The following is a 24,743-nucleotide window of genomic DNA, read 5'->3' as shown; positions in this document are numbered from 1 at the left end:
ACGGACAAGCGGCCCCCGACTGGTTATCATGGCGGCGATTTCTAGCGGACTGCCACCATGGTTGATTCATACGACGACGCCTTCGACGGCGAAAAAAGCAAAACCCAGATCAAGCGCGAGCTGCATGCGCTGGTCGAACTCGGCGAGCGCCTGACCACGGTCAAGGCCGACACCCTGGCGCGCCTGCCGCTCACTGACGAGCTGCGCAAGGCCCTGGCCGATGCCAGCAAGCACACCGCCCATGGCGCCCGTAAGCGCCACATGTCGTTCGTCGGCAAGCTGATGCGCGACCAGGACCTGGATGCCATCCACGCCGTGCTCGAGCAGATCGACAGCTCCAGTCGCCAGTACAACGAGCGCTTCCACAACCTGGAGCGCTGGCGCGACCGCCTGATCGACGGTAACGACGAGGACCTCGAGCGTTTCGTCAACGAATACCCCGAGACCGATCGCCAGCAACTGCGCTCGCTGATCCGTCATGCCCAGCACGAAAAGGCGCGGAACAAACCGCCTGCCGCTGCGCGCAAGGTGTTCAAGTACATCCGCGATCTCGACGAAATGCAGCGCGGTCTGCGCTGAATCCCGCCGTCTGGGGCTGCCTTGCAGCCCCCGGACATTCATCAAGCGCCAGTACCGCCCACGGTAATCGCATCCAGCTTCAAGGTCGGCTGCCCGACGCCTACCGGCACCGATTGCCCATCCTTGCCGCACGTACCCACACCACTGTCCAGCGCCAGGTCGTTACCGACCATCGACACCCGGCTCATGGCCTCCGGCCCGTTGCCGATCAGGGTCGCGCCCTTCACTGGTGCGGTGATCTTGCCGTCTTCGATCAGGTAGGCTTCGCTGGTCGAGAACACGAACTTGCCGCTGGTGATATCGACTTGGCCGCCGCCGAGGTTGGCGCAGTAGATGCCCTTTTTCACCGAAGCGATGATTTCCTGCGGATCGCTCTTGCCGGCCAGCATGTAGGTGTTGGTCATGCGCGGCATCGGCAGGTGTGCATAAGACTCGCGGCGACCGTTGCCGGTAACCGCCATGCCCATCAGGCGCGCATTGAGCTTGTCCTGCATGTAGCCCTTGAGGATGCCGTTCTCGATCAGCGTGGTGCATTCGGTCGGCGTGCCTTCGTCATCGACGCTCAACGAGCCGCGGCGACCTTGCAGGGTGCCGTCGTCGACAATGGTGCACAGTTCCGAAGCGACCTTCTCGCCGATCCGCCCGCTGAAAGCCGAGCTGCCCTTGCGGTTGAAGTCGCCTTCCAGGCCATGGCCGACTGCTTCGTGCAGCAGCACGCCCGACCAGCCGGAACCCAGTACCACCGGCAACGTGCCGGCCGGGGCCGGGATCGCTTCGAGGTTCACCAGCGCCTGGCGCAGCGCTTCGCGGGCATAGCCCATGACGCGCTCTTCAGTGAAGAAGCGGTAGTCGGTACGCCCGCCACCGCCCTGCCCGCCACGTTCGCGGCGGCCATTCTGCTCGACGATGACGCTGACATTGAAACGTACCAGTGGGCGCACATCGGCGGCCAGGCTACCGTCGGCGGCAGCGATCAGGATGCGCTCCCAGACCCCGGCCATGCTCACGCTGACCTGCTGGATGCGCGGGTCGAGGGCACGGGTGGCGGCGTCGACACGCTTGAGCAGTTCAACCTTCTCGGCACGGCTGAGCACGTCCAGCGGGTTGTCCGGCGCATACAGCGCATTCACGTCCTGGCTGCGGAACGCCTGCACCGTGCCGTTCTGGCCGGCGCGGGAAATCGAGCGGGCAGCACGGGCCGCCGAAGTCAGCGCCTCGAGGTTGATCGCATTGCTGTAGGCGAAGCCCGTCTTCTCGCCGGACTGGGCACGCACACCCACACCCTGGTCAAGGTTGAAGCTGCCTTCTTTGACGATGCCGTCCTCCAGCGCCCAGGTTTCCGAGATCTGGCCCTGGAAATACAGGTCTGCGGCGTCGATGCCGGGGCCGGCCAGTTCGCCCAGCACGCTCTGCAGGCTGTCGAGGGTGAGTCCGCCCGGGGCCAGGAGCTGCTCGCTGACGGTGGATAACATCTGGCTCATAGTCACTCCGAGGTGTGCGCAGGCCGCAAGGCGTCCTGCGAGAAAAAGCGCCGGTGCGTGGTGACCGGCATGCGCGCCCGGATGGACGCCTGTTCATCAATGTCGCGCTCGGCGAGCAATACCGCTTCGCCGTGCGCCTGTTCTGCGACGATCCGCCCCCAAGGGTCGACGATCGCCGCATGCCCGTGGGTTTCCCGCGGGCCTGGATGGATACCGCCCTGGGCCGCCGCCAGCACATAGCACTGGGTCTCGATGGCCCGGGCACGGATCAGCACTTCCCAATGCGCTGCTCCTGTGACCGCAGTAAAAGCGGCCGGTGCCGTGATCAGTTCCGCGCCTGCGCTGCGCAAGGCGCTGTACAGCTCGGGGAAGCGCAGGTCGTAACATACGCTCAGCCCCAGGCGCCCTACCGGCGTATCGGCCACTACCACCCGGGCACCATGGGCATAGTCATCGGACTCGCGGTAGCGGCCACGGTTATCGGCCACATCCACGTCAAACAGGTGCAGCTTGTCGTAGCGCGCCACCACTTCGCCCTGTTCGTCGATCAGCAGCGAGCAGGCATGGGCCTTGGCGTCAGGCTGACCTTGCGGCGGCAGCGGCAAGGTACCGGCAACAATCCATAATCTGAGGTCGCGTGCGGTGCGTTTCAACCATGGCAGGATCGGACCTTCGCCCATGGCTTCGGCGCGGCCGATGGCAGCGGCATCCTTGCGCCCCATTGCCGCGAAGTTTTCCGGCAACACCGCCAGCCGCGCACCGCCCAAGGCCGCCTGTTCGAGCAGGGCGCCCGCACGCTGCAGGTTGGCCAGCACATCGTCCTGGCTGACCATCTGGATGACCGCTGCCTTCATGGGCACTCCCGACATTATTTATCGAACGGTTTCACAAAGGTGATTTTAGGCTCTTTCACCGGGCCTTCGACGCGATAGTGCACGCTGGCGAAACGCGACACCCGGTCGCCGATCAGCCGATCGACCAGGAACAGCGCGCCACCAACCGCTGGCGCACCGACGATCAGCGCGGCCAGCGGCAGGTTGTTGGTCACCGGCAGGGTCACCTGCAGGTTGGCAGCGACCCGATCACGCACCAGGTCCAGGGTGCCATCGAGTTCGAAGTTGCTCGACGGCCCGGTCACGGTGATCGGCTCGCGGGTCACGTAGACACCGCTGCTGGCCACCAGCAGGCCCTTGACCCGGTCGTAAGCCAGGCCCTTGTCGAACAGGTCGGAGAAGTCCAGGCGCAGGCGCCGGCCAATCGAGTTGAAGTTGAGCAGGCCGAACACGCGCAGGGCCTGGGCGCCGCCTTCCACTTCGACGAACTGACCGCTGCGCAAGGCGGCATCCATGCTGCCAGAGAAGCGCTTGAGGCCGACCCAGGCCGGCGAACCGGGCCAACGGCCGTCGACATCCAGGCGGAAATCGCGGCTGGTCACGGTCGGAGCGAAACCCCAGGCCTTGAGCACATCGGCGAGGTTCTTGCCATCGAGTCGGCCTTTGTACCAGCTGCTGGTGGCGCCGGTTTCGCCTTCCCAACCGCCACTGCCATCGACATGCAGGCCTTTGAAATCCAGGTCGATGTCCTGTGCCGCCACACCCCGTGCAGTCGGGCGCAACTTCAGTGCGGCATTGCCGAACAGGTCGTCGCCGCGGTACAGCTTGTCGATGCTCAGGTCCAGGGCCGGCACCTTGCGCGGGTCGAACGAGGCCAGCGGGTCAGGGCCTTCTTCCGACTGTGTCTCAGCCGGGTCGGCAGGTGGCAGGCGCAGGGTCTGCAGGCGCACGACCATCGGCGCAGCCTTGGCATCCGGCACGCGCGCGTTACCGATGACCTCCTTGCTGTCCAGGCGCAGGTCCCAGGCGGCGGCGCCTCGGCTCAGGCGCACCACGGCCTGGTTCAGGCTCATGCCGAAGGCTTTGAGCTGGCCGATGCTCAGGTCGACACCCTGCAGGTTCTGCCGGGCATTGCCACCGGGGTCGTCACCGGCAAAGCGTGCGGCCTGCTCCTGCCAGGGGCCCAGGTCCAGGCTTTCCAGGCGCCCCCGCACCCGCAACCCCTGGGTCGCTGGCAGTTGCGCCTGCCCGGCGCCAAGCAGCAATTCGCCGCGGCCCTGGCCCAGCTTGTCGGCCGGTGCGGCGTAGGCGAAACGGGCCAGGTCGGTGTAAGCCACATCAAAACGCCGCTCAGGCCCTTGCAGGTTCATGCTGAAACGGGTGTCGCGAGTATCCGCCGCCGCCTTGCCGAAGGGGGCCGGCAGGTCGATGGTCAGCCCCTTGAGCGAAGAACTGACATTCAAACTGTTATCACGGCTGCCCAGATTGACCTGCAACTGGTACGGCAGATCGCCGGAGGCGGGCAAGGTCTGCTTGAACTGCAGCCAGTCGGTCAGGGACTTCAGCGAAGCCTGGCCACTGGCGTTGATGCGGGTCTGCATCTGCCCGGGTTGGCCCTCGGCGCTGATCTGCGCAGTGGCCGGCTTGCCGAACACTTGCAAGCTGATGTTCTTGCCGCTCAGCCCCTTGTCGAAGTCGAAGCTGAAGTCGCCCTTCAGACGCGTCAGGTCCAGGCTGGGTGGGGCCACCTTCAGGCGTGCGTCGGCAGTGGCGAAGTCCACCAGCACTTTGGGCCGCTCGCCGTGGGCCAGGGGTACATCGAGCTTGACCTTGCCCTTGAGAGGGCCCTCGCCTTCCCAGCCGGCGAAGATCTCGCCAGTGCCAATCGGCGCTTCCTTGAGAATCTTCAAGCCATCGCCGAGGCTGCCGTCGAAATTACCGTCAAGGTACAGGTGGCTGTGCTGGCCGCTGTCGACATGGGGAATATTCACGCTGACGTCGCTGACCTTGGTGTCCAGCAGCAGGCCCTTGCTGGCCTTGATGCGCACGCCGCTGTCCTCGATCAGCACATCGCCGTCCACCTGCTGCACCTGCGGCCAGCCTGGCTGGAAGTCCAGTGCGGCGTCGTGGACCTTGAAGAACAGGCTGATGCTGCGAGCTTCCGGCGTGGCACCGTGGTTCAACGAGCCCTGGAACTGGAAGTAGCCCTGGTCGACGTTGCCTTTGACGATGGCGCTGCGCAGCCATTCGTCGAGGGCCGGGGTCAGCACTTCCGGCAGGTACTTGGCCGTGTAACGGCCATCGCCTTCGGTCAGGCCGACGCGCAGGTCCATGTAGCTTTCGGCGCCTTCGTCGAACAGCAGACGAATCAGGAAGTCGCCGGCAATCTTGCCTTCCTCGCCCAGCACCTTGAGATAGGGTGCGATGAGGGTGAATCCATGCTTGTCGAGCGCCCAGGTCAGGCGCGCATTGGCCTTCTGGTACTGCCAGGGTTTGGCGAAGATCGGATACAGATGCAGCATGAATGCGTCAGTATCCAGGCGCAGTTCGCCATGCCCGAGGTCGCCGCTGATGCTGCCGCTGACATTACCGGCCGCCGGTGCGCCATGATAGGCATCGAAACCGACCCGCTCCAGATTTGCAGCGAACTGCAGGCGCTGGTCACCCTCGGCCTTGGGCCGTGCTTCCAGGCGAACGTTGCGCAGGGCCCCGGTGACTTTCAGCGCATCGACCACGGTCATGAGCTTGTCCGGCAAGGGAGCCAAGGCATTGATCAAGGGGGTCAAGGGGGTGAGGTCAAGGCGGTCGGCCTGCACTTGCCAGGTTTCGTCCGCCGGGTCATCGCCCAGTCGCTGGTTCACTTGCAGGTGTGATTCCCACCGCGTCTTGCCGATGCTCGCCGCGAGTGAATCCACCACCACATCGAAGCCCTGATCGCGGCGCTGGAACCAGGCAGCCACGGCGAGATTGTCCAAGGCCACGGCCTTGCGCTCGGCGTAGGCACCGCGCAACTGCGGGGCGTTGAGACGGACCACCGCCTGCTGCAACTGGCCCTTGCTCCAGTCGACCCAGAACTCACCACCGGCCTTCAGCGCTTCAGCCCGCCACTGGCCCAGCAAACCAGGCGGCAACCATCGCGCCCAGTCGCTTTGCGGCAGGCTCAGGTAGGCCTCGACCTCGCCTTCGCGCCAGGCCTTGGCGTTTGCCCGGCTGCGCAGATTGATCGCCAGCGGCTGGCCGTCGGGCAAGGTCGCCCGCAGGTCGAGCGCCTGGCGTGATACACCGGCCTGCAGGCCGACGCTGACATAGGTAAGGGTCAACGGGTCACGCTGCCAGGGCTGCAGGGTGACCTGGCTGTCGAACACATCGATGCGGCCCAATTGGCGCAAGCGCTGCAACAGCTCGGCAGGGTCCAGCGGCGCATCGTCCTTTTTCGGCAGCCCTTCGAGGGCCCAGGCCCCCTGCTCGTCTTCACGCAGAATCAGCTGCAGGCCACCGAGTTCGATGCGTGCCAGGTGCACTTCACGGGAAGTCAGGCTGGCCCACAGGTCGGGCACCACCTTGACGTCATCCAGACGCAATGCCGAAGCCCCTTCACCCAGTTGCAGGTCACGCACCCGCAAGATAGGCGCCAGGCCACTCCAATGCCCCTCCAGCGCCCCAACATGCACGGGCAGGCCCAGCGCCTGTTCGGCCTTGCTTTCGACGTCGGCACGGTATTCGGCCACCAGTGGCACCAGCTCGCGACCGAGGCTGACATACAACGCCACCAGTACCGCGAGCAGGGCGCAAATGCCCAGCCCCCAGCGGGTCAAGGCGACAAGAACGCGGTTCAGACGTCCCATGGCCATGGCCCTCCAGGTCGTTTATCCATGATGGCCTGACGTGCCGATTTTGCCAGCCAGTAGCATCCAGGGCGGGTATCAGAAAGCCTCAGAGCAGCACCACATCATATTGTTCCTGCGAATACATCGACTCGACCTGAAAGCGAATGGTTCGGCCAATGAAGGTTTCCAGTTCGGCAACGTTGCCAGACTCTTCGTCCAACAGGCGATCGACCACTTTCTGGTTGGCCAGTACGCGATAACCTTCAGCCTGGTAGGCACGGGCTTCGCGGAGAATTTCGCGGAAGATCTCGTAACAGATGGTTTCGGGAGTCTTCAGCTTGCCGCGGCCCTGGCAGGCGACGCAGGGTTCGCACAGGACCTGTTCGAGGCTCTCGCGGGTACGCTTGCGGGTCATCTGCACCAGGCCCAGTTCGGTGATGCCGATGATGTTGGTCTTGGCGTGATCGCGCTCCAGCTGCTTTTCCAGGGTGCGCAACACCTGGCGCTGGTGCTCTTCGTCTTCCATGTCGATGAAGTCGATGATGATGATCCCGCCGATGTTGCGCAGGCGCAGCTGCCGGGCAATGGCCGTGGCGGCTTCGAGGTTGGTCTTGAAGATGGTTTCTTCGAGGTTGCGGTGGCCGACGAACGCACCGGTGTTGACGTCGATGGTGGTCATCGCCTCGGCCGGGTCGACCACCAGGTAGCCACCGGACTTGAGCGGCACCTTGCGCTCCAGGGCGCGCTGAATTTCGTCTTCGACCCCGTACAGGTCGAAAATCGGCCGCTCGCCGGGGTAATGCTCCAGGCGATCGGCGATTTCCGGCATCAGTTCGGCGACGAACTGCGTGGTTTTCTGGAAGGTTTCCCGCGAGTCGATGCGGATCTTCTCGATTTTCGGGTTGACCAGGTCGCGCAGCGTACGGAGGGCCAGGCCGAGGTCTTCGTAAATGACCGTGGGCGCGCCGCAGGTCTTGATCTGGCTGCCGATCTGCTCCCACAGGCGGCGCAGGTAGCGGATGTCCTGGAGGATTTCCTCGGCCCGTGCGCCCTCGGCGGCGGTACGCAGGATGAAGCCACCAGCGTCCTTGATGTTCTCGCTGTCCATGCAGTCGCTGACCACCTGCTTGAGGCGTTCGCGTTCGGCTTCGTCTTCGATCTTCAGGGAAATGCCGACATGGCTGCTGCGAGGCATGTACACCAGGTAACGCGAGGGAATCGACAGCTGCGTGGTCAGGCGTGCGCCCTTGGTGCCAATCGGATCCTTGGTTACCTGCACCACCAGGGCCTGGCCCTCGTGCACCAGCGCAGTGATGTTCTCCACCGCCGAGCCTTCGCGCTGGGATATTTCCGACGCATGGATGAACGCCGCGCGCTCCAGGCCGATGTCGACGAACGCCGCCTGCATGCCCGGCAGCACCCGCACCACCTTGCCCTTGTAGATATTGCCGACGATGCCGCGGCGCTGGGTGCGCTCGACATGCACTTCCTGCAGCACCCCGTTTTCCACCACCGCCACACGCGATTCCATCGGGGTGATGTTGATCAGGATCTCTTCACTCATGGCAGGCTCTCGTCAAAGGTCTTCGGTAATGATGGATCGCGCGTGCTGGGCTGGCTACCGCTGGTTTGTTACCTCTGGCAAAAGCGCCGGTACCTGCCAGCAGGCGATACCGAACCGGGCGAGCAGGTCGGCCGTTTCGCTCAATGGCAGGCCGACCACCGCCGAATAGCTGCCTTCGAGCCCGGTGACGAACACCGCGCCCAGGCCCTGGATGGCGTACCCCCCCGCCTTGTCCGCAGGTTCGCCACTGGCCCAGTAGCGCTCGGCTTCTACGGCGTCGACAGGGCGAAAACGCACGGTGCTGCTGACGCACAGGCTCTCGCAGTGCTGGCCATCGCTCAAGGCCACCGCCGTCAGCACCTGGTGCTCGCGGCCAGCCAGGTCGGCCAGCATGGCCAAGGCATGTTCACGGTTTTCCGGTTTACCGAGAATACGACCATCGAGCACCACCGCGGTGTCAGCACCCAGTGCCACGGCAGGGCCTTGCAGCGTGACCAGGCCGGCTTCGGCCTTGGCCCGGGCCAGGCGCTCGACATAGGCCTCGGCGCTTTCGCCCGGCAGCGGAGTTTCATCGATGGGCGCACTGATGACGGTGAACGGCACGCCGATCTGGTCGAGCAGTTCACGCCGGCGCGGTGAGCCGGAGGCGAGGTAGAGTGGTTTCATCTAGACATCTCCCTGTCAGTGGCAGCGCCGTCAGTTGATACGCAAGCGTCGGCGCAAGTCGCGCAGGGCGAAGCTGATCCATGGCCAGAGCAAGGCACTGATCACCGCCGACCAGACCAGCGCCAGGGTCGGCAGGCGGTTGCCGGTGAGCGCGCTGAGCCACAACTGGATCAGCTGGGCGATACCGAAGATCACCAGGATCACCAGGCTCTGCTGCCACAGCGGGAACATGCGCAGGCGCTGCTGCAGCGACAGCACGAGGAACGTGATCAGGGTGAGGATGAGCGCGTTCTGCCCCAGCAAGGTGCCATACAGCACGTCCTCGGCGAGGCCCAGAATGAACGCGGTGGTCATACCCACCTTGCTCGGCACGTTCAACGTCCAGAACGACACCAGCATTGCCAGCCACATGGGACGGAACACTTCAAGGAACTGCGGCATGGGGGAGACGCTGAGCAGCAGGCCGATGGCGAACGTCAGCCAGATGACCCAACCGTGGTTACGGCGCGACTTGGCCATCATTGCCTCCGTGGATGGGCGGGCGCCGCCGGTGCGGCGGCCGGGCTGGCGGGCGCGGCCGGGGCTGCAGGTGACTGACCCGGAGTGGCCGCTGCCGCCGGAGCCGCCGGAGCCGCCGGAGCCGCTGCCGGATGCTCGGCATTGGCGGCAGGTTGGCCAGTGCCTTTGCGGTCGGCTTCTTCCTGGGCGATCGCTGCATCGGTGGCGCGCTGCTCCGGGGTCCGCCGGTCGCTGAACACCAGCAGCATGTAGCGGCTGCGGTTGAGCGCGGCGGTAGGAATGGCGCGGACGATGGCGAACGGCTGGCCGGAATCGTGGATCACTTCATTGACCGTGGCCACCGGGTAGCCGGCCGGGAAGCGCTGGCCCATGCCGGAACTCACCAGCAGGTCACCTTCCTTGATGTCGGCGGTGTCGGCGACATGACGCAGCTCGAGGCGCTCCGGGTTGCCGGTGCCGCTGGCGATGGCGCGCAGGCCATTACGGTTGACCTGCACCGGAATGCTGTGGGTCGTGTCGGTCAGCAGCAGGACACGCGAGGTATAGGGCATCAGTTCGACCACCTGGCCCATCAAGCCGCGGGCATCGAGCACCGGCTGGCCAAGGAACACGCCATCACGCTCGCCCTTGTTGATGAGGATGCGGTGGGTGAACGGGTTGGGGTCGACACCGATCAGCTCGGCCACTTCGACCTTCTCGTTGACCAGCGCCGAGGAGTTGAGCAGCTCGCGCAGGCGCACGTTCTGCTCGGTCAGGGCCGCCAGCTTCTGCAGGCGCCCCTGCAGCAGCAGGGCTTCGGTCTTGAGTTTTTCGTTTTCGGCGATCAGCTCGGTGCGGCTGCCGAACTGGCCGGCCACGCCTTGCCACGCTCGCTGCGGCAGGTCGGTGATCCAGTACGATTCCATGAGCACCAGGCCCATCTGGCTGCGCACCGGTTTGAGCACGTCGAAGCGCGCGTCGACAACCATCAACGCGACCGACAGCACCACCAGTACCAGCAGGCGAACGCCCAGCGAAGGGCCCTTGGAGAAAAGCGGTTTAATGGGCCGTTCCTCGTGGACGACTCAGGAGGTCATTGGACATGGGACAACGCACCAGCCTGGTTGCGGGTTGACGGAAACGACGCCCGGATGGACGCCAGCCCAGCGCATACAGGTAGCACTGCACGTGCTACCTGTAAACCGGGCTTTCGAAAGCAGCGGGGATCACTCGCTGGAGAGCAGGTCCATCGCGTGCTTGTCCATCATCTCCAGGGCGCGACCGCCGCCACGGGCGACGCAGGTCAGCGGGTCTTCGGCGACGATCACCGGCAGGCCGGTTTCCTGGGCCAGCAGCTTGTCGAGGTCACGCAGCAGTGCGCCACCACCGGTCAGCACCAGACCGCGTTCGGCGATGTCGGAGGCCAGCTCCGGCGGCGACTGCTCCAGGGCGCTCTTGACCGCCTGGACGATGGTCGCCAGGGATTCCTGCAGGGCTTCCAGGACTTCGTTGGAGTTCAGGGTGAAGGCGCGTGGTACGCCCTCGGCCAGGTTGCGGCCGCGCACGTCAACTTCGCGCACTTCGCCGCCCGGGTAGGCAGTGCCGATTTCCTGCTTGATACGCTCGGCGGTGGACTCGCCGATCAGGCTGCCGTAGTTGCGGCGCACGTAGGTAACGATGGCTTCGTCGAAGCGATCGCCGCCAACGCGGACGGATTCGGCGTAGACCACACCGTTCAGCGAGATCAGTGCGATTTCGGTGGTACCGCCACCGATATCGACGACCATCGAGCCACGGGCTTCTTCGACCGGCAGGCCGGCACCGATGGCAGCGGCCATCGGCTCTTCGATCAGGAACACTTCACGGGCACCGGCACCCAGGGCCGACTCGCGAATGGCGCGGCGCTCGACCTGGGTCGATTTGCACGGCACGCAGATCAGCACGCGTGGGCTCGGCTGCAGGAAGCTGTTCTCGTGAACCTTGTTGATGAAGTACTGCAGCATTTTTTCACAAACGCTGAAGTCGGCGATGACGCCGTCCTTCATCGGACGAATGGCAGCAATGTTACCTGGCGTACGGCCCAGCATGCGCTTGGCTTCGGTACCGACGGCGACGACGCTTTTCTGGTTGCCGTGGGTACGGATGGCAACAACCGAGGGCTCATTCAGGACGATACCGCGCTCACGCACGTAAATAAGGGTGTTGGCAGTCCCCAGGTCGATGGAAAGATCGCTGGAAAACATGCCACGCAGTTTCTTGAACATGGGAAAGTGACCCTGGGGAAAGCGTGGGTAAAAAAGTGCGGCAAACTCTAACAATGGCAGGGATTTTGGGCAAGGAGCCAATATGTTAAATTGGCTGTTTTTCCGAGCACGCCAGCAGATGATCGCGGCCGATAGACCGCCAAAATGCTGACATGTTCCTCACCGCGGACCCTATTCGGTTCTTTGTTTCCCCTGGAGATCACCATGGCGCTTGAACGCAGCGACGTGGAAAAGATCGCCCATCTGGCCCGCCTGGGCCTGAATGACGGCGAACTGCCACGCATTACTGACGCCCTGAACAGCATTCTCGGGCTGGTCGACCAGATGCAAGCGGTCGACACCAACGGCATCGAGCCCCTGGCCCACCCCCTGGAGGCCAGCCAGCGCCTGCGCCCTGACCAGGTCACCGAAAGCAACCAGCGCGACGCCTACCAGGCGATCGCACCATCGACCGAAAGCGGTCTGTACCTGGTTCCGAAAGTCATCGAGTAAGGGATAGAGCCTGCCATGCATGAATTGACCCTGGCCGAGATCGCCCGCGGACTCGCCGACAAGTCGTTTTCTTCCGAAGAGCTGACCGGCGCCCTGCTGGCGCGCGTCAAGCAGATCGACCCACAGATCAACAGCTTCATCAGCGTCACCGAAGAACTGGCCCTGGGCCAGGCGCGTGCCGCCGACGCCCGTCGCGCCGCTGGCGAGACCGGCGCGCTGCTCGGTGCACCGATCGCCCACAAGGACCTGTTCTGCACCCTCGGCGTACGCACCAGCTGCGGCTCGAAGATGCTCGACAACTTCAAGGCGCCGTACGACGCCACCGTGGTCGCCAAGCTGGCCGAAGCCGGCATGGTCACCCTGGGCAAGACCAACATGGACGAATTCGCCATGGGTTCGGCCAACGAATCCAGCCACTACGGCGCGGTGAAGAACCCGTGGAACCTCGAGCATGTGCCCGGCGGCTCGTCCGGCGGTTCGGCCGCGGCCGTGGCCGCGCGCCTGCTGCCGGCCACCACGGGCACCGACACCGGTGGCTCGATCCGCCAGCCGGCGGCACTGACCAACCTCACCGGCCTCAAGCCGACGTACGGTCGCGTGTCGCGCTGGGGCATGATCGCCTACGCCTCCAGCCTCGACCAGGGTGGCCCGCTGGCGCGCACCGCCGAAGACTGCGCCCTGCTGCTGCAAGGCATGGCCGGCTTCGACGCCAAGGATTCCACCAGCATCGACGAGCCAGTGCCGGATTACAGCGCTGCACTCAACGGCTCGCTGCAAGGCCTGCGCATCGGCCTGCCGAAGGAGTACTTCGGTGCCGGCCTCGACCCGCGCATCGCCGAGCTGGTCCAGGCCAGCGTCAAGGAGCTGGAAAAGCTCGGCGCGGTGGTCAAGGAAATCAGCCTGCCGAACATGCAGCACGCGATCCCGGCGTACTACGTGATCGCCCCGGCCGAAGCCTCGTCCAACCTGTCGCGTTTCGACGGCGTGCGCTTCGGCTACCGATGCGAAGAACCGAAAGACCTGACCGACCTGTACAAGCGCTCCCGTGGCGAAGGCTTCGGCGCCGAAGTGCAGCGCCGCATCATGGTCGGCACCTACGCCCTGTCGGCCGGCTACTATGACGCCTACTACGTCAAGGCGCAGCAGATCCGTCGCCTGATCAAGAACGACTTCATGGCCGCCTTCAACGATGTCGACCTGATCCTCGGCCCGACCACGCCGAACCCGGCCTGGAAACTTGGCGCCAAGAGCAGCGACCCGGTCGCCGCCTACCTGGAAGACGTCTACACCATCACCGCCAACCTGGCGGGCCTGCCGGGCCTGTCGATGCCAGCCGGTTTCGTCGATGGCCTGCCGGTCGGCGTGCAGCTGCTGGCCCCGTACTTCCAGGAAGGCCGCCTGCTCAACGTCGCGCACCGTTACCAGCAAGTCACCGACTGGCACACCCGCGCCCCTAACGGCTTCTGAGGAATTCACACATGCAATGGGAAGTTGTGATCGGGCTGGAGATTCATACCCAGCTGGCCACCCAGTCGAAGATCTTCTCCGGCAGCGCCACCACCTTCGGCTCCGAGCCGAACACCCAGGCCAGCCTGGTTGACCTGGGGATGCCCGGCGTACTGCCGGTGCTGAACCAGGAAGCCGTGCGCATGGCCTGCATGTTCGGCCTGGCGATCGATGCCGAGATCGGCAAGCGCAACGTGTTCGCGCGCAAAAACTACTTCTACCCCGACCTGCCCAAGGGCTACCAGATCAGCCAGATGGACCTGCCGATCGTCGGCAAGGGCCACTTGGACATCGCCCTGGAAGACGGCACCATCAAGCGCATCGGCGTCACCCGCGCGCACCTGGAAGAAGACGCCGGCAAGAGCCTGCACGAAGACTTCAGTGGCTCCACCGGCATCGACCTGAACCGCGCCGGCACGCCGCTGCTGGAAATCGTCTCCGAGCCGGACATGCGCAGCGCCAAGGAAGCCGTGGCCTACGTCAAGGCCATCCACGCCCTGGTGCGCTACCTGGGCATCTGTGACGGCAACATGGCCGAAGGCTCACTGCGTTGCGACTGCAACGTGTCGATCCGCCCGAAAGGCCAGACCGAGTTCGGCACCCGCTGCGAGATCAAGAACGTCAACTCGTTCCGCTTCATCGAACGCGCGATCAACAGCGAAATCCAGCGCCAGATCGACCTGATCGAGGACGGCGGCAAGGTGGTGCAGGAAACCCGCCTGTACGACCCGAACAAGGACGAGACCCGCTCCATGCGCAGCAAGGAGGAGGCCAACGACTACCGTTACTTCCCCGACCCGGACCTGCTGCCGGTGGTGATCGAGGACAGCTTCCTCGAAACCGTCCGCGCCGGCCTGCCGGAGCTGCCGCCACAGAAGGTCGAGCGCTTCCAGAGCCAGTACGGCCTGTCGGCCTACGACGCCAACGTGCTGGCTTCCAGCCGCGAACAGGCGGACTACTTCGAAGAAGTGGTGAAGATTGGTGGCGACGCCAAACTGGCCGCCAACTGGGTCATGGTCGAGCTGGGCAGCCTGCTGAACAAGCTGGGCATCGAGATCGACCAGGCGCCGGTCAGCGCCGCACACCTGGGCGGCATGCTGCTGCGCATTCGCGACAACACCATCAGCGGCAAGATTGCCAAGACCGTGTTCGAGGCCATGGCCGCCGGTGAAGGCGATGCCGACAGCATCATCGAGAGCAAAGGCCTCAAGCAGGTCACCGACACCGGTGCGATCGACAAGATGCTCGACGAGATGCTCGCTGCCAACGCCGAACAGGTCGAACAGTACCGCGCCGCCGACGAGGCCAAGCGTGGCAAGATGTTCGGCTTCTTCGTCGGCCAGGCGATGAAGGCGTCCAAAGGCAAGGCCAACCCGGGGCAGGTGAACCAATTGCTCAAAGCCAAGCTCGAAGGGTGATTGTTTTACCCCTGTAATGCTGCGAGGGCTTCGCCCTCGTTCGCGGCTAAAGCCGCTCCCACAAGTACGGTGCTGCCCTTGAGAGCAACGCCGTACCAGTGGGAGTGGCTTTAGCCGCGAATGGCCGCACTAGGAGAGCACCTGACTTGCTAAAACGATCCCTCAGCACCCTGGCCCTTTTCTCCTTCCTGGCCGGCTGCGCCAGCCACGACATCGACCCGCGCGGTTACAACGAAACCGGCACTGCTTCCTATTACGGCTCGCGCCACCACGGCAAACGCACTGCCAGCGGCGAACCGTTCAACCAGCACGGCCTCACCGCCGCCCACCGCAGCCTGCCATTCGGCAGCCGGGTGCTGGTCACCAACCTGGCCAACGATCGCAGCGTGGTGGTCCGTATCAACGACCGTGGCCCGCATACCCGTGGCCGACTGATCGACCTGTCACGCGCTGCAGCAGAAAAAATCGGCATGCTCCGTAGCGGAACGGCGCGCGTCCGGGTACAAGGTCTGAGCGACTGACCTGACACTTGCCCTGACTGGAGCCCCACCATTTTCGACCTGGCCACCCTCCCCACCTTCAGCCTGCTGCAAATGGGCATTGCCCTGCTGCTGCTGATCGCCGGCGCCGAACTGCTGGTGCGCGCGGCGCTGCGCCTGGCCGAACGCCTGCGCGTGCGGCCATTGATCATCGGCCTGAGTCTGGTGGCCTTCGGCAGTACCGCACCACAGCTGACCGTAAGCCTGCAGGCCGCCTACCAAGGTGCGCCGGATGTGGCCGTGGGCAGCGTGATCGGCAGCAACATCTTCAACGTGCTGGTTATCCTCGGCCTGGCCGCGCTGATCATCCCGCTGCGGGTATCACGCCAGCTGGTGCGCCTGGACATTCCACTGATGATTGCCGCCAGCGGCCTGGTCTATGCGCTCTGCGCCAATGGCCACCTGGGGCGGGCCGAAGGGCTGTTGCTGCTGCTTGCCCTCGCGGGCTACCTGGCCATGCTGTGGCACCAGTCACGCAACTATGCCCGCACCTATCCCGCCCAGGATGCCGGGGCTGCCAGCGCCGGACGCTTCTGGTCCGGGACGCTGCTCCAGGTACTGTTCGGCCTTGGCCTGCTGAGCCTGGCCGGCCACCTGCTACTGGAAGCGGCCATTGAAGTGGCCACCGATCTCGGTTTGTCCGAACGCGTCATCGGCCTGACGGTGGTCGCCGTCTGTACATCCCTGCCCGAGCTTGCCGCCGCCCTGATCGCCGCCATCCGAGGCGAGCGGGAGATTGCGGTGGGTACGGTAATCGGCAGCAACCTGTTCAACCTGCTGGCGGTGCTCGGCCTGACGGCGCTGATCACCCCTGAGCCGCTGAGCATCTCACCCAATGCGCTGGCGTTCGACCTGCCGGTAATGCTGGGTGTCGCGGCCCTGAGCTTGCCCGTGTTCTATTCCGGCTACCGCGTCACCCGCATCGAGGGGCTGGTGTTCCTCTGCCTGTATCTGGTCTACGGCCTGCATGTGGCGGCCTTTACCATGGGCATGCCGCTGGCCAGCCGCCTGGAGCGGTTGATGCTGTTCTACGTTCTGCCGGTGCTCGTCGTGGTGCTGTTGTTTACCACCGTGCGTGCCTGGCGCCGCCAACACTAAGGAAAACAACATGGCTGAGAGCAACAAGACCGGCGAACAGATTCGCCGCCAGGTGATGGGCGATGCCTTCGTCGACCGCGCCCTGGGCAATGCCACCGACTTTACCCAGCCCCTGCAGGACTTCGTCAACGAGCATGCCTGGGGCAGTGTCTGGGCACGTGACGGGCTGCCACTGAAAACCCGCAGCCTGATTACCCTGGCCACCCTGACGGCGCTCAAGTGCCCGCAGGAGCTGAAGGGGCATGTGCGCGGGGCACTGAACAATGGCTGTACGGTGGAGGAGATTCGCGAGGCGTTGCTGCATTGCGCAGTCTATGCCGGGGTGCCGGCGGCGATCGATGCATTCAGGGCCGCGCAGGAAGTAATCGACAGCTATCAGGCCTGACCTAGCCTTTTCAGGTCCGGCCTCTTCGCGGGTAAACCCGCTCCCACAAGTACTGCACTGCACCTGTGGGAGCGGGCGTGCCCGCGAAGAGGCCGGACCTGTCTTGCTTATTGGGCCTGGCGAGCCTTCTTCAGCTTGAAGGCCACCCACAGCACCGCGATCCATCCTGGAATCAGCATCACCGAGATGCGGATCGGCGGGGTCAGGTACATCACCACCAAAATCAGCACAATGAACGCCAAGCACAGGTAGTTGGTCAGCGGGTGCCCCCAGCTCTGGTAGAACGGGGCAATGCCAGCCGCCAGCTTGGCCTTGCGGAATTTCAGATGGGTGATGCTGATGCTGGCCCAGTTGATCACCAGCGCCGACACCGCCAGCGCCATCAACAGGCCGAACGCCTCACCGGGCATCAGGTAGTTGATCAGCACGCACATGCCGGTCGCAAAGGCCGAAACGCCCAACGCTGTCAGTGGCACGCCGCTGCGGCTGACCTTGAGCAGCTGGCGCGGGGCATCGCCCTGGCTGGCCAGGCCGAACAGCATGCGGCTGTTGGCATACACGCAGCTGTTGTACACCGACAGCGCGGCGGTCAGCACCACGATATTGAGGATGGTCGCCACCAGGTCGCTGTCCAGCTCGTGGAAGATCATCACGAACGGGCTGCCGCCCTGCACCACTTTCTGCCAGGGGTACAGCGACAGCAGCACGGCCAGGGCGCCGATGTAGAAGATCAGGATGCGGTAGACCACCTGGTTGGTGGCCTTGGGGATGCTCTGGCGCGGGTTGTCGGCCTCGGCGGCGGTGATACCGACCAGCTCCAGGCCACCGAACGAGAACATGATCACCGCCAGCGCCATCACCAGCCCGGTCACGCCATTGGGGAAGAACCCGCCGTACTGCCACAGGTTGGCCACGCTGGCATCCGGGCCACCGTGGCCGCTGGCCAGCAGCCATGCACCGAAGCCGATCATGCTGACGATGGCCACCACCTTGACCAGGGCGAACCAGAACTCCATCTCGCCGTAGACCCTCACCTGGGTCAGGTTGATCAGGTTGATTGCCACGAAGAAGATCGCCGCCGTGGCCCAGGTCGGGAACTCCGGCCACCAGTACTGCACATAGATACCCACGGCCGTGAGCTCGGCCATGCCGACCAGCACGTACACCACCCAGTAGTTCCAACCGGAGACGAACCCGGCGAACTCGCTCCAGTATTGGTGGGCGAAGTGGCTGAAGCTGCCGGCGACCGGCTCCTCGACCACCATCTCACCCAATTGGCGCATGATGAAGAAGGCCATCAGGCCGGCGATGGCGTAGCCCAGCAAAACGGAGGGGCCGGCCAGCTGAATGGTCTGGGCGATGCCCAGAAACAGCCCGGTGCCGACGGCACCACCCAGCGCGATCAGCTGGATATGGCGATTCTTCAACCCGCGCTTCAGCGGCTCGGGCGTGCTCTGGTCTTGCATGAAGTGTCCTTTGGCTCAGTGAGGCAGTGTTGTTGCTGTTGTTTTGCAGTCAAGGATCTAGATCCATCCGCCCCACTGCAAGATGAAAATACCAATGTTGGTGGTGATCGCCGCCATTAGCGTGGTAATCACGATGATCGAGGCCGCCAATTCGTGGTTGCCGTTGGCGGCGCGGGCCATGACATAGCTGGCCGCCGCCGTCGGGCTGCCGATGTAGAGGAACAGGATGCCCAGCTCGGCCCCACGGAAACCGCACAACCAGGCACCCAGGGTGCCGATCAGCGGCAGCCAGACCATCTTCACCAGGCTGGCATCGATGGCCAGCTTGCCGCTGTCGCGCAGCGCCGCCAGCGACAGGGTGCCGCCGATGCAGATCAGCGCCAGCGGCAGGGTCATCTGCGCCAGGTAGTCGCCTGAGGTGAGCAGCCAGTTGGGCAACGGCACCTGGCCGTAAGCCATCGGCGTGGCCACCAGCACGCTGATGATCAGCGGGTTGCTGAGGATGCTCTTGCAGATGCTCCAGGGGTCGGACTTGAGGTCCGGGCTGTACACCGCCAGCACCACCGAGGACAGCGAGTTGTACATGAGGATCACCAGGCCGGCGAGCACCGCCCCCAGCGAGATGCCGTAATCGCCATACAGACTGGCGGCCAGGGCCAGGCCGATCACACCGTTGTTGCCGCGGAACGCGCCTTGGGTGTAGATGCCGCGGTCGGCCAGCGGGCTGCGCCAGATGGCCATGCCCCAGGCCACGGCGAAGCCGACCAGGGTGGCGGCGACGAAGTAGAGGATAACCTTGGGTTTGACCGCCGTTGCCAGGTCGGCATGGTAGATACCGAGGAACAGCAGTGCCGGCATGCAGACGTTGAACACCAGCTGCGAGGCGACGCGATTGAAATTGTCGTCGATCAGGTGGATGCGTTTGAGCAACACGCCCATGAACAGCATGGCGAAGACGGGCGCCGTGATGTTCAGCGTCTGGATGAGAAGGGCGAGCATGCGCAAGCGGTCCTGATGGGGTTGCCGTTAGGCGGCTAATGATACGCCAACGCGTCAGGAATTGCGGGGATCGAGCGGGACTTTAAACATGTTTCTGTCTGTGCCGGCCTCTTCGCGGGTAAACCCGCTCCCACAGGGATTGCACAGATTTCGAATGCTGTGCAGTTCCTGTGGGAGCGGGTTTATCGATGCGTCGAACCGCCGCGAAGAAGCCAACGCTGAATCAGCGGCGGACCGGGCGCTTCTGCAGTTTGCGCTGCAAAGTCCGGCGGTGCATGCCCAGCGCCCGCGCGGTGGCGGAGATATTGCCCTCGTGCTCGTTCAGCACGCGCTGGATGTGCTCCCACTGCAGGCGGTCCACCGACATCGGGTTTTCCGGCACCAGCGAGTCCAGGTCGGCATGCTCCGACAGCAGCGCGGCCAGCACGTCGTCGGCGTCGGCCGGCTTGCACAGGTAGTTGCAGGCGCCGCGCTTGACCGCCTCGACGGCGGTGGCGATGCTCGAGTAACCGGTCAGGATCACCACGCGCATCTCCGGGTCCAGCTCCAGCAGCTTGGGCAGCAGCACCAGGCCCGAGTCGCCCTCCATCTTCAGGTCCAGCGTGGCGTAGTCCGGCAGGTCCTGCTGGGCCAGGATCAGGCCTTCTTCAGCGGAACCGGCAGTGCTCACACGGAAACCACGGCGGCTCATGGCGCGGGCCATGACGCGGGTAAAGGTGGCGTCATCGTCCACCAGCAGCAGGTGCGGCAGCTCTTCGCTTTCGACCTGGTTTTCTTCGCTCATCATTCATCTCCTCGCTTGCCATGGGGCAGGCGCAGTTCGGTCAGGGTGCCACCCTGTTCATGACTATAGAGTTTCACCGAACCGCCCGCACGGGTCACGCTGGCCTTGCTCAAGAACAGGCCCAGGCCGAAGCCTTTGCCCTTGGTGGTAATGAAGGGTTTGCCGATCGCTTCGGCAATGGCCGGCGGCACTCCGGGGCCATGGTCGCGGATGCTGATCAGGATGTCCTGGGTGTCCCAGTCAAGGGTCACCTGCAGGTCATCGGGGCAGGCATCGGCGGCATTGTTCAGCAGGTTCAGCAGCGCCTGGGTCAGGTCCGGTGGCGGCGTCAGGCGCGGCACCTGGCCATCGCGCAGGCGCTGGAAGCGGTAGCTCGCTTCCGGGCGCATCAGGTGCCAGCGGTTCAGCGCCTCGTCGAGCCAGGCGGTGACGTCCTGTTCGACCACCGCCAGGCGGCGGTTGGCCTCGGCGGCGCGCACCAGCTGCTGCAGGGTTTCCTTGCACAGCTTGACCTGGTCCTGAAGGATCTGCAGGTCTTCCTGCAGCAATGGGTCGGTGTGGTCCTGGCGCATTTCATTGAGCAGCACGCTCATGGTCGCCAAGGGTGTGCCCAGTTCGTGGGCCGCGCCGGCAGCCTGGGTGGCCACGGCCAGCAGCTGTTCATCACGCAGGCTTTCTTCGCGGCGCTCGGAACGCAGTTGCTCCTGGCGGCGCAGCTCCTCGGCCATGCGCGCGGCGAAGAAGGTAATCACGGCGGCGGCCAGGGCGATACTCAGCCACATGCCGTAGACCTGCATCTTGTCCCGCGCCATCGGCAGCCCCTCGAGCGGGTAGAACTGCACCAGCAGCAGGCTGTAGGCAGTCAGGGCGATGCCCGAGAGGATCAGCGAATACAGCCACGGCAAGGTCACCGCAGCGATTGCCAGCGGCACCAGGTAATAGGACACGAACGGGTTGGTCGAGCCCCCTGAGTAGTACAGCAAGGCGCTGTGAATCAGCAGGTCGCAGGCCAGCTGCAAGGCATATTCGGTCTCGGTGACCGGCAGCGACAGGCGCAGGCGCAAGGCGGTGAAGGCGCAGAGCAGCGACGACAGGGCCAGGGTCGCGGCCAGCGAGAGCCACGGCAGCGGCAGCAGGTCGGTCCAGTAGGCGACGCCCACGGAGCCTGCCTGGGCGGCCAGGACCAGAACGCGAATGACAGTCAGGCGCCAGAGGTTCTGGCGTGTTGCGGACAACGGTTGTGCGGCGGCGAGCATGCGCTCTCCCGATGAGTGCTCCAGGAAAATCGGCTGAAGTATACCGAAGCCGGGCGCCCCGCTGCAGCGATGCGGCAAAGCGCCACACTTTGTCACAAGTTCATGATGGCACTTTTGAACCCACTACACTGCTCCGGGTCTGATGGGCCATGCGTGGAATGGATGACCAGAACCCACGCCCACTATTGCCAAGGAGTAACACATGCACATCCCACGTCGCGGCGCGGCCCTGATCCTGTCCTGCGGCCTGCTCGCCAGCCTGCCGGCACTGGCGGCCGACGAGCCGCGCTACAACCAGGTATCGCTGCGCGCCGAAGTCAGCAAGGAAGTGGCGCGCGACCTGATGGTCGTGACCCTCTACAGCGAAGCGCAGAATACCGACCCGGGCAAGCTCGCCAAGCAGATCACCGAAACCATGAACAAGGCCGTGCAGCAGGCTCGCCAGGTCAAGGACGTGAAGATCAGCCAGGGCAGCCGCAACAGCTACCCGGTGTATGACAGCAAGGGCCAGAAGATCACCGGCTGGCGCGAGCGCGCCGAGCTGCGCCTGGAAGGTGCCGACTTCCCGGCCCTGTCCCAGCTCACCGCCGACCTGCTGCAGGACCTGAAGATGGGCGGCATGGACTTCTCCATCGCCCCGGCCACGCGCAAGGCCAGCGAGGATGAACTGCTCAAGGATGCGGTGAATGCGTTCAAGGCCCGGGCCCAGCTGGCTACCGAGGCACTGGGCGGCAAGGGCTACAAAGTGGTCAGCCTGAACCTGAACAGCTCCGGCTACCCGCGCCCTTACCTGCGTAGCGCGCCGATGGCGATGATGGCCAAGGCGGCGGACGAGGCGGCGCCGGCGCCGGATATCGAGGCGGGTACCAGTGAAGTCAGCATGAATGCCGATGGCCTGATCGAAGTGCAGATGCCTTAAGGCCCCTCGCTCGGCAGCTGAGCGCTGACGCGGCCCCTTGTGGGAGCGGGTTTACCCGCGAAGCAGGCAACTCGGTGGATGGCACAGGCTTCGCCCGTGTTCGCGGGTAAACCCGCTCCCACAGGGACTGCGGCAGCCTTGTTAAAGAAATTTCCTACGCACCATAGAGGTGCTTCCTACACCCCCTCCCGCCCCGAAACATTCCGCAAAAAGCCATCATTTTTCCCTCGCAAACGTTCAACTTCGCTGAAAGTTATACGAATGCGACATCCATGTACGCTCGTACTACTTTTCTGACGCCAACTATCCTTCTGCCTGTTGCATTGGGAATACCCCCTGCATAAGTATCCGCAGGTCGGCTCACGAGGCCACCTCAAACCAAAAATGACAACAATGAGGCCACCATGCTTAAACACGCAGTCATTCCGTTCCTGCTCGGTGCAGGCTTGCTCGCCGGCGCTCCGCTCGCCCACGCCGCGTCCAACCTGGTGTTCTGCTCCGAAGGCAGCCCGGCCGGCTTCGACCCGGGGCAATACACCACCGGAACCGACTTCGACGCCTCGGCCGAGACCGTGTTCAACCGCCTGACCCAGTTCGAACGCGGCGGTACCGCGGTCATCCCGGGCCTGGCGACCAAGTGGGACGTGGCCGACGACGGCAAGACCTATACCTTCCACCTGCGCGAAGGGGTCAAGTTCCACACCACCGACTACTTCAAGCCGACCCGCGAATTCAACGCCGACGACGTGCTGTTCACCTTCAACCGCATGCTCGACAAGAACCACCCGTTCCGTAAGGCCTACCCCACCGAATTCCCGTACTTCACCGACATGGGCATGGACAAGAACATCGCCAAGGTGGAGAAGCTCGACGATCACACGGTGAAGTTCACCCTCAATGAAGTGGACGCCGCGTTCATCCAGAACCTGGCCATGAGCTTCGCCTCCATCCAGTCCGCCGAATACGCCGACCAGTTGCTCAAGGACGGCAAGGCCGCCGACATCAACCAGAAGCCGATCGGCACCGGCCCGTTCGTGTTCAGCAAGTACCAGAAAGACGCGCAGATCCGCTTCAAGGGCAACAAGGACTACTGGAAGCCCGAGGACGTGAAGATCGACAACCTGATCTTCGCCATTACCACCGACGCCTCGGTGCGCATGCAGAAGCTGAAGAAGAACGAGTGCCAGGTCACCCTGTTCCCGCGGCCGGCCGACATCGAACCGCTGAAGGCCGACAAGAACCTGCAGATGCCACAGCAGGCCGGCTTCAACCTCGGCTACATCGCCTACAACGTGATGGACAAGATCAAGGGCAGCAACGAGCCCAACCCGCTGGCCCAGCTGAAAGTCCGCGAAGCGCTGGACATGGCCGTGGACAAGAAGAAGATCATCGAATCGGTCTATCAGGGCGCCGGCCAGCTGGCCGTCAATGCCATGCCGCCCACCCAGTGGTCCTATGACACCAGCATCAAGGACGCGCCGTACGACCCAGAGAAGGCCAAGCAACTGCTCAAGGAAGCCGGCATCAAGGAAGGCACCGAGATCACCCTGTGGGCCATGCCCGTGCAGCGCCCGTACAACCCCAATGCCAAGCTGATGGCCGAGATGCTGCAATCCGACTGGGCCAAGATCGGCATCAAGGCCAAGATCGTCAGCTACGAATGGGGCGAGTACATCAAGCGCTCCAAAGGCGGCGAACAGGGCGCCATGCTGATCGGCTGGAGTGGCGATAACGGTGACCCGGACAACTGGCTGGGCACCCTGTACGGCTGCGACGCCATCGACGGCAACAACTTCTCCAAGTGGTGCTACAAGCCCTACGACGACCTGATCAAGCAGGCCAAGGCCACGTCCGACCAGGCCAAGCGCACCGAGCTGTACCAAAAGGCCCAGCACATCCTCAAGGAACAGGTGCCGATCACCCCGATCGCCCACTCCACGGTGTACCAGCCGATGAGCGCCAAGGTGAAGGACTTCAAGATCAGCCCGTTCGCATTGAACGCCTTCTACGGCGTCAGCGTGGACAAATAGGGTAGATCCCGGCCCCCGCCAGATCGCGGCGGGGGCCGCTTCACCGTAACCAAGCACTGCATACCCGCTCCGACGCTACCCGCGACGGGGTCGGGAAACTGTTGCCGCCATTCGTACCCCGAAGCGGCTTGAACAGCTG

21 protein-coding genes are annotated in these 24,743 nt (G+C 64.2%); 9 read left to right on the top strand and 12 right to left on the bottom strand.

All coding sequences use genetic code 11. The features are described 5' to 3' along the window. The first annotated feature begins 57 nt into the window (after window positions 1-57). A complete protein-coding gene (gene yjgA / locus J7573_RS14905) occupies window positions 58-579 on the top strand; it encodes a ribosome biogenesis factor YjgA (RefSeq protein WP_027920225.1) in 522 nt (173 codons plus the stop codon). A 41-nt stretch (window positions 580-620) separates the two neighbouring features. Here yjgA and tldD read toward each other — a convergent pair whose 3' ends face one another. The 8 genes from tldD to mreB all read right to left on the bottom strand — a co-directional run bounded on the left by tldD (window position 621) and on the right by mreB (window position 11,712). Beyond that, window positions 621-2,060 carry a metalloprotease TldD gene (gene tldD, locus J7573_RS14900; RefSeq protein ID WP_294336447.1) on the bottom strand — a complete coding sequence of 480 codons (1,440 nt, stop codon included), beginning with the start codon at window positions 2,058-2,060 and terminating at the stop codon, window positions 621-623. Window positions 2,061-2,062: 2 nt separating this feature from the next. Beyond that, on the bottom strand, window positions 2,063-2,914 hold the full coding sequence (locus tag J7573_RS14895) for a carbon-nitrogen hydrolase family protein (RefSeq protein ID WP_294336444.1): 852 nt from the start codon (window positions 2,912-2,914) through the stop codon (window positions 2,063-2,065). Window positions 2,915-2,928: 14 nt separating this feature from the next. Beyond that, window positions 2,929-6,744, bottom strand: a complete 3,816-nt coding sequence (locus J7573_RS14890) for a YhdP family protein (RefSeq protein ID WP_294336442.1) — start codon at window positions 6,742-6,744, stop codon at window positions 2,929-2,931. 82 nt (window positions 6,745-6,826) lie between these two features. Beyond that, entirely contained in the window at window positions 6,827-8,284 is a 1,458-nt protein-coding gene (gene rng / locus J7573_RS14885; protein WP_079229615.1) for a ribonuclease G, read from the bottom strand. Window positions 8,285-8,338: 54 nt separating this feature from the next. Continuing rightward, window positions 8,339-8,950, bottom strand: a complete 612-nt coding sequence (locus J7573_RS14880) for a Maf family protein (protein WP_294336434.1) — start codon at window positions 8,948-8,950, stop codon at window positions 8,339-8,341. Window positions 8,951-8,980: 30 nt separating this feature from the next. Then, entirely contained in the window at window positions 8,981-9,469 is a 489-nt protein-coding gene (gene mreD, locus J7573_RS14875) for a rod shape-determining protein MreD (protein ID WP_294336429.1), read from the bottom strand. Beyond that, complete coding sequence (gene mreC / locus J7573_RS14870; RefSeq protein ID WP_294336579.1) at window positions 9,469-10,512, bottom strand: rod shape-determining protein MreC; 1,044 nt, start codon at window positions 10,510-10,512, stop codon at window positions 9,469-9,471. Before mreC ends, mreD begins: the two co-directional genes overlap by 1 nt. A 162-nt stretch (window positions 10,513-10,674) precedes the next feature. Beyond that, on the bottom strand, window positions 10,675-11,712 hold the full coding sequence (gene mreB / locus J7573_RS14865) for a rod shape-determining protein MreB (RefSeq protein ID WP_003255163.1): 1,038 nt from the start codon (window positions 11,710-11,712) through the stop codon (window positions 10,675-10,677). Between the two features lie 204 nt (window positions 11,713-11,916). On the opposite strand from mreB, the gene gatC reads away from it, so the two are divergent. The 6 genes from gatC to J7573_RS14835 all read left to right on the top strand — a co-directional run bounded on the left by gatC (window position 11,917) and on the right by J7573_RS14835 (window position 17,150). Next, window positions 11,917-12,204 carry an Asp-tRNA(Asn)/Glu-tRNA(Gln) amidotransferase subunit GatC gene (gene gatC / locus J7573_RS14860; RefSeq protein WP_060511330.1) on the top strand — a complete coding sequence of 96 codons (288 nt, stop codon included), beginning with the start codon at window positions 11,917-11,919 and terminating at the stop codon, window positions 12,202-12,204. A 15-nt stretch (window positions 12,205-12,219) separates the two neighbouring features. After that, complete coding sequence (gatA, locus tag J7573_RS14855) at window positions 12,220-13,671, top strand: Asp-tRNA(Asn)/Glu-tRNA(Gln) amidotransferase subunit GatA (RefSeq protein WP_110637485.1); 1,452 nt, start codon at window positions 12,220-12,222, stop codon at window positions 13,669-13,671. 11 nt (window positions 13,672-13,682) lie between these two features. Next, on the top strand, window positions 13,683-15,128 hold the full coding sequence (gatB, locus tag J7573_RS14850; RefSeq protein ID WP_294336294.1) for an Asp-tRNA(Asn)/Glu-tRNA(Gln) amidotransferase subunit GatB: 1,446 nt from the start codon (window positions 13,683-13,685) through the stop codon (window positions 15,126-15,128). 146 nt (window positions 15,129-15,274) lie between these two features. Next, window positions 15,275-15,649, top strand: coding sequence for a septal ring lytic transglycosylase RlpA family protein (locus tag J7573_RS14845; protein ID WP_294336292.1), 375 nt, complete (start codon window positions 15,275-15,277; stop codon window positions 15,647-15,649). Window positions 15,650-15,721: 72 nt separating this feature from the next. Next, entirely contained in the window at window positions 15,722-16,765 is a 1,044-nt protein-coding gene (locus J7573_RS14840) for a calcium/sodium antiporter (RefSeq protein ID WP_294336289.1), read from the top strand. A gap of 10 nt (window positions 16,766-16,775) precedes the next feature. Next, window positions 16,776-17,150, top strand: coding sequence for a carboxymuconolactone decarboxylase family protein (locus J7573_RS14835; RefSeq protein WP_261942784.1), 375 nt, complete (start codon window positions 16,776-16,778; stop codon window positions 17,148-17,150). A 107-nt stretch (window positions 17,151-17,257) separates the two neighbouring features. Here the strand turns inward: J7573_RS14835 and J7573_RS14830 are convergent, their stop codons facing one another. From J7573_RS14830 to J7573_RS14815, 4 genes are all read right to left on the bottom strand, one after another. Continuing rightward, entirely contained in the window at window positions 17,258-18,616 is a 1,359-nt protein-coding gene (locus tag J7573_RS14830) for an amino acid permease (protein ID WP_294336284.1), read from the bottom strand. 57 nt (window positions 18,617-18,673) lie between these two features. Beyond that, entirely contained in the window at window positions 18,674-19,615 is a 942-nt protein-coding gene (locus J7573_RS14825; RefSeq protein ID WP_294336282.1) for an AEC family transporter, read from the bottom strand. A gap of 223 nt (window positions 19,616-19,838) precedes the next feature. Further along, the gene (locus J7573_RS14820; protein WP_294336280.1) at window positions 19,839-20,399 is read right to left on the bottom strand and encodes a response regulator transcription factor; all 561 of its coding nucleotides are present in this window, start codon (window positions 20,397-20,399) and stop codon (window positions 19,839-19,841) included. Then, on the bottom strand, window positions 20,399-21,655 hold the full coding sequence (locus J7573_RS14815) for an ATP-binding protein (protein ID WP_294336277.1): 1,257 nt from the start codon (window positions 21,653-21,655) through the stop codon (window positions 20,399-20,401). Before J7573_RS14815 ends, J7573_RS14820 begins: the two co-directional genes overlap by 1 nt. Before the next feature lie 202 nt (window positions 21,656-21,857). Here J7573_RS14815 and J7573_RS14810 point away from each other — a divergent pair, with 202 nt between their 5' ends. Both J7573_RS14810 and J7573_RS14805 read left to right on the top strand, forming a co-directional pair. Continuing rightward, a complete protein-coding gene (locus tag J7573_RS14810) occupies window positions 21,858-22,574 on the top strand; it encodes an SIMPL domain-containing protein (RefSeq protein WP_110637491.1) in 717 nt (238 codons plus the stop codon). A 404-nt stretch (window positions 22,575-22,978) separates the two neighbouring features. Then, on the top strand, window positions 22,979-24,604 hold the full coding sequence (locus tag J7573_RS14805) for an ABC transporter substrate-binding protein (protein ID WP_294336274.1): 1,626 nt from the start codon (window positions 22,979-22,981) through the stop codon (window positions 24,602-24,604). Window positions 24,605-24,743 lie beyond the last annotated feature (139 nt).

It is taken from the genome of Pseudomonas sp. (assembly GCF_017744435.1).
GTDB lineage: Bacteria > Pseudomonadota > Gammaproteobacteria > Pseudomonadales > Pseudomonadaceae > Aquipseudomonas.
This window is presented reverse-complemented; position numbering and strand designations above follow the sequence as displayed.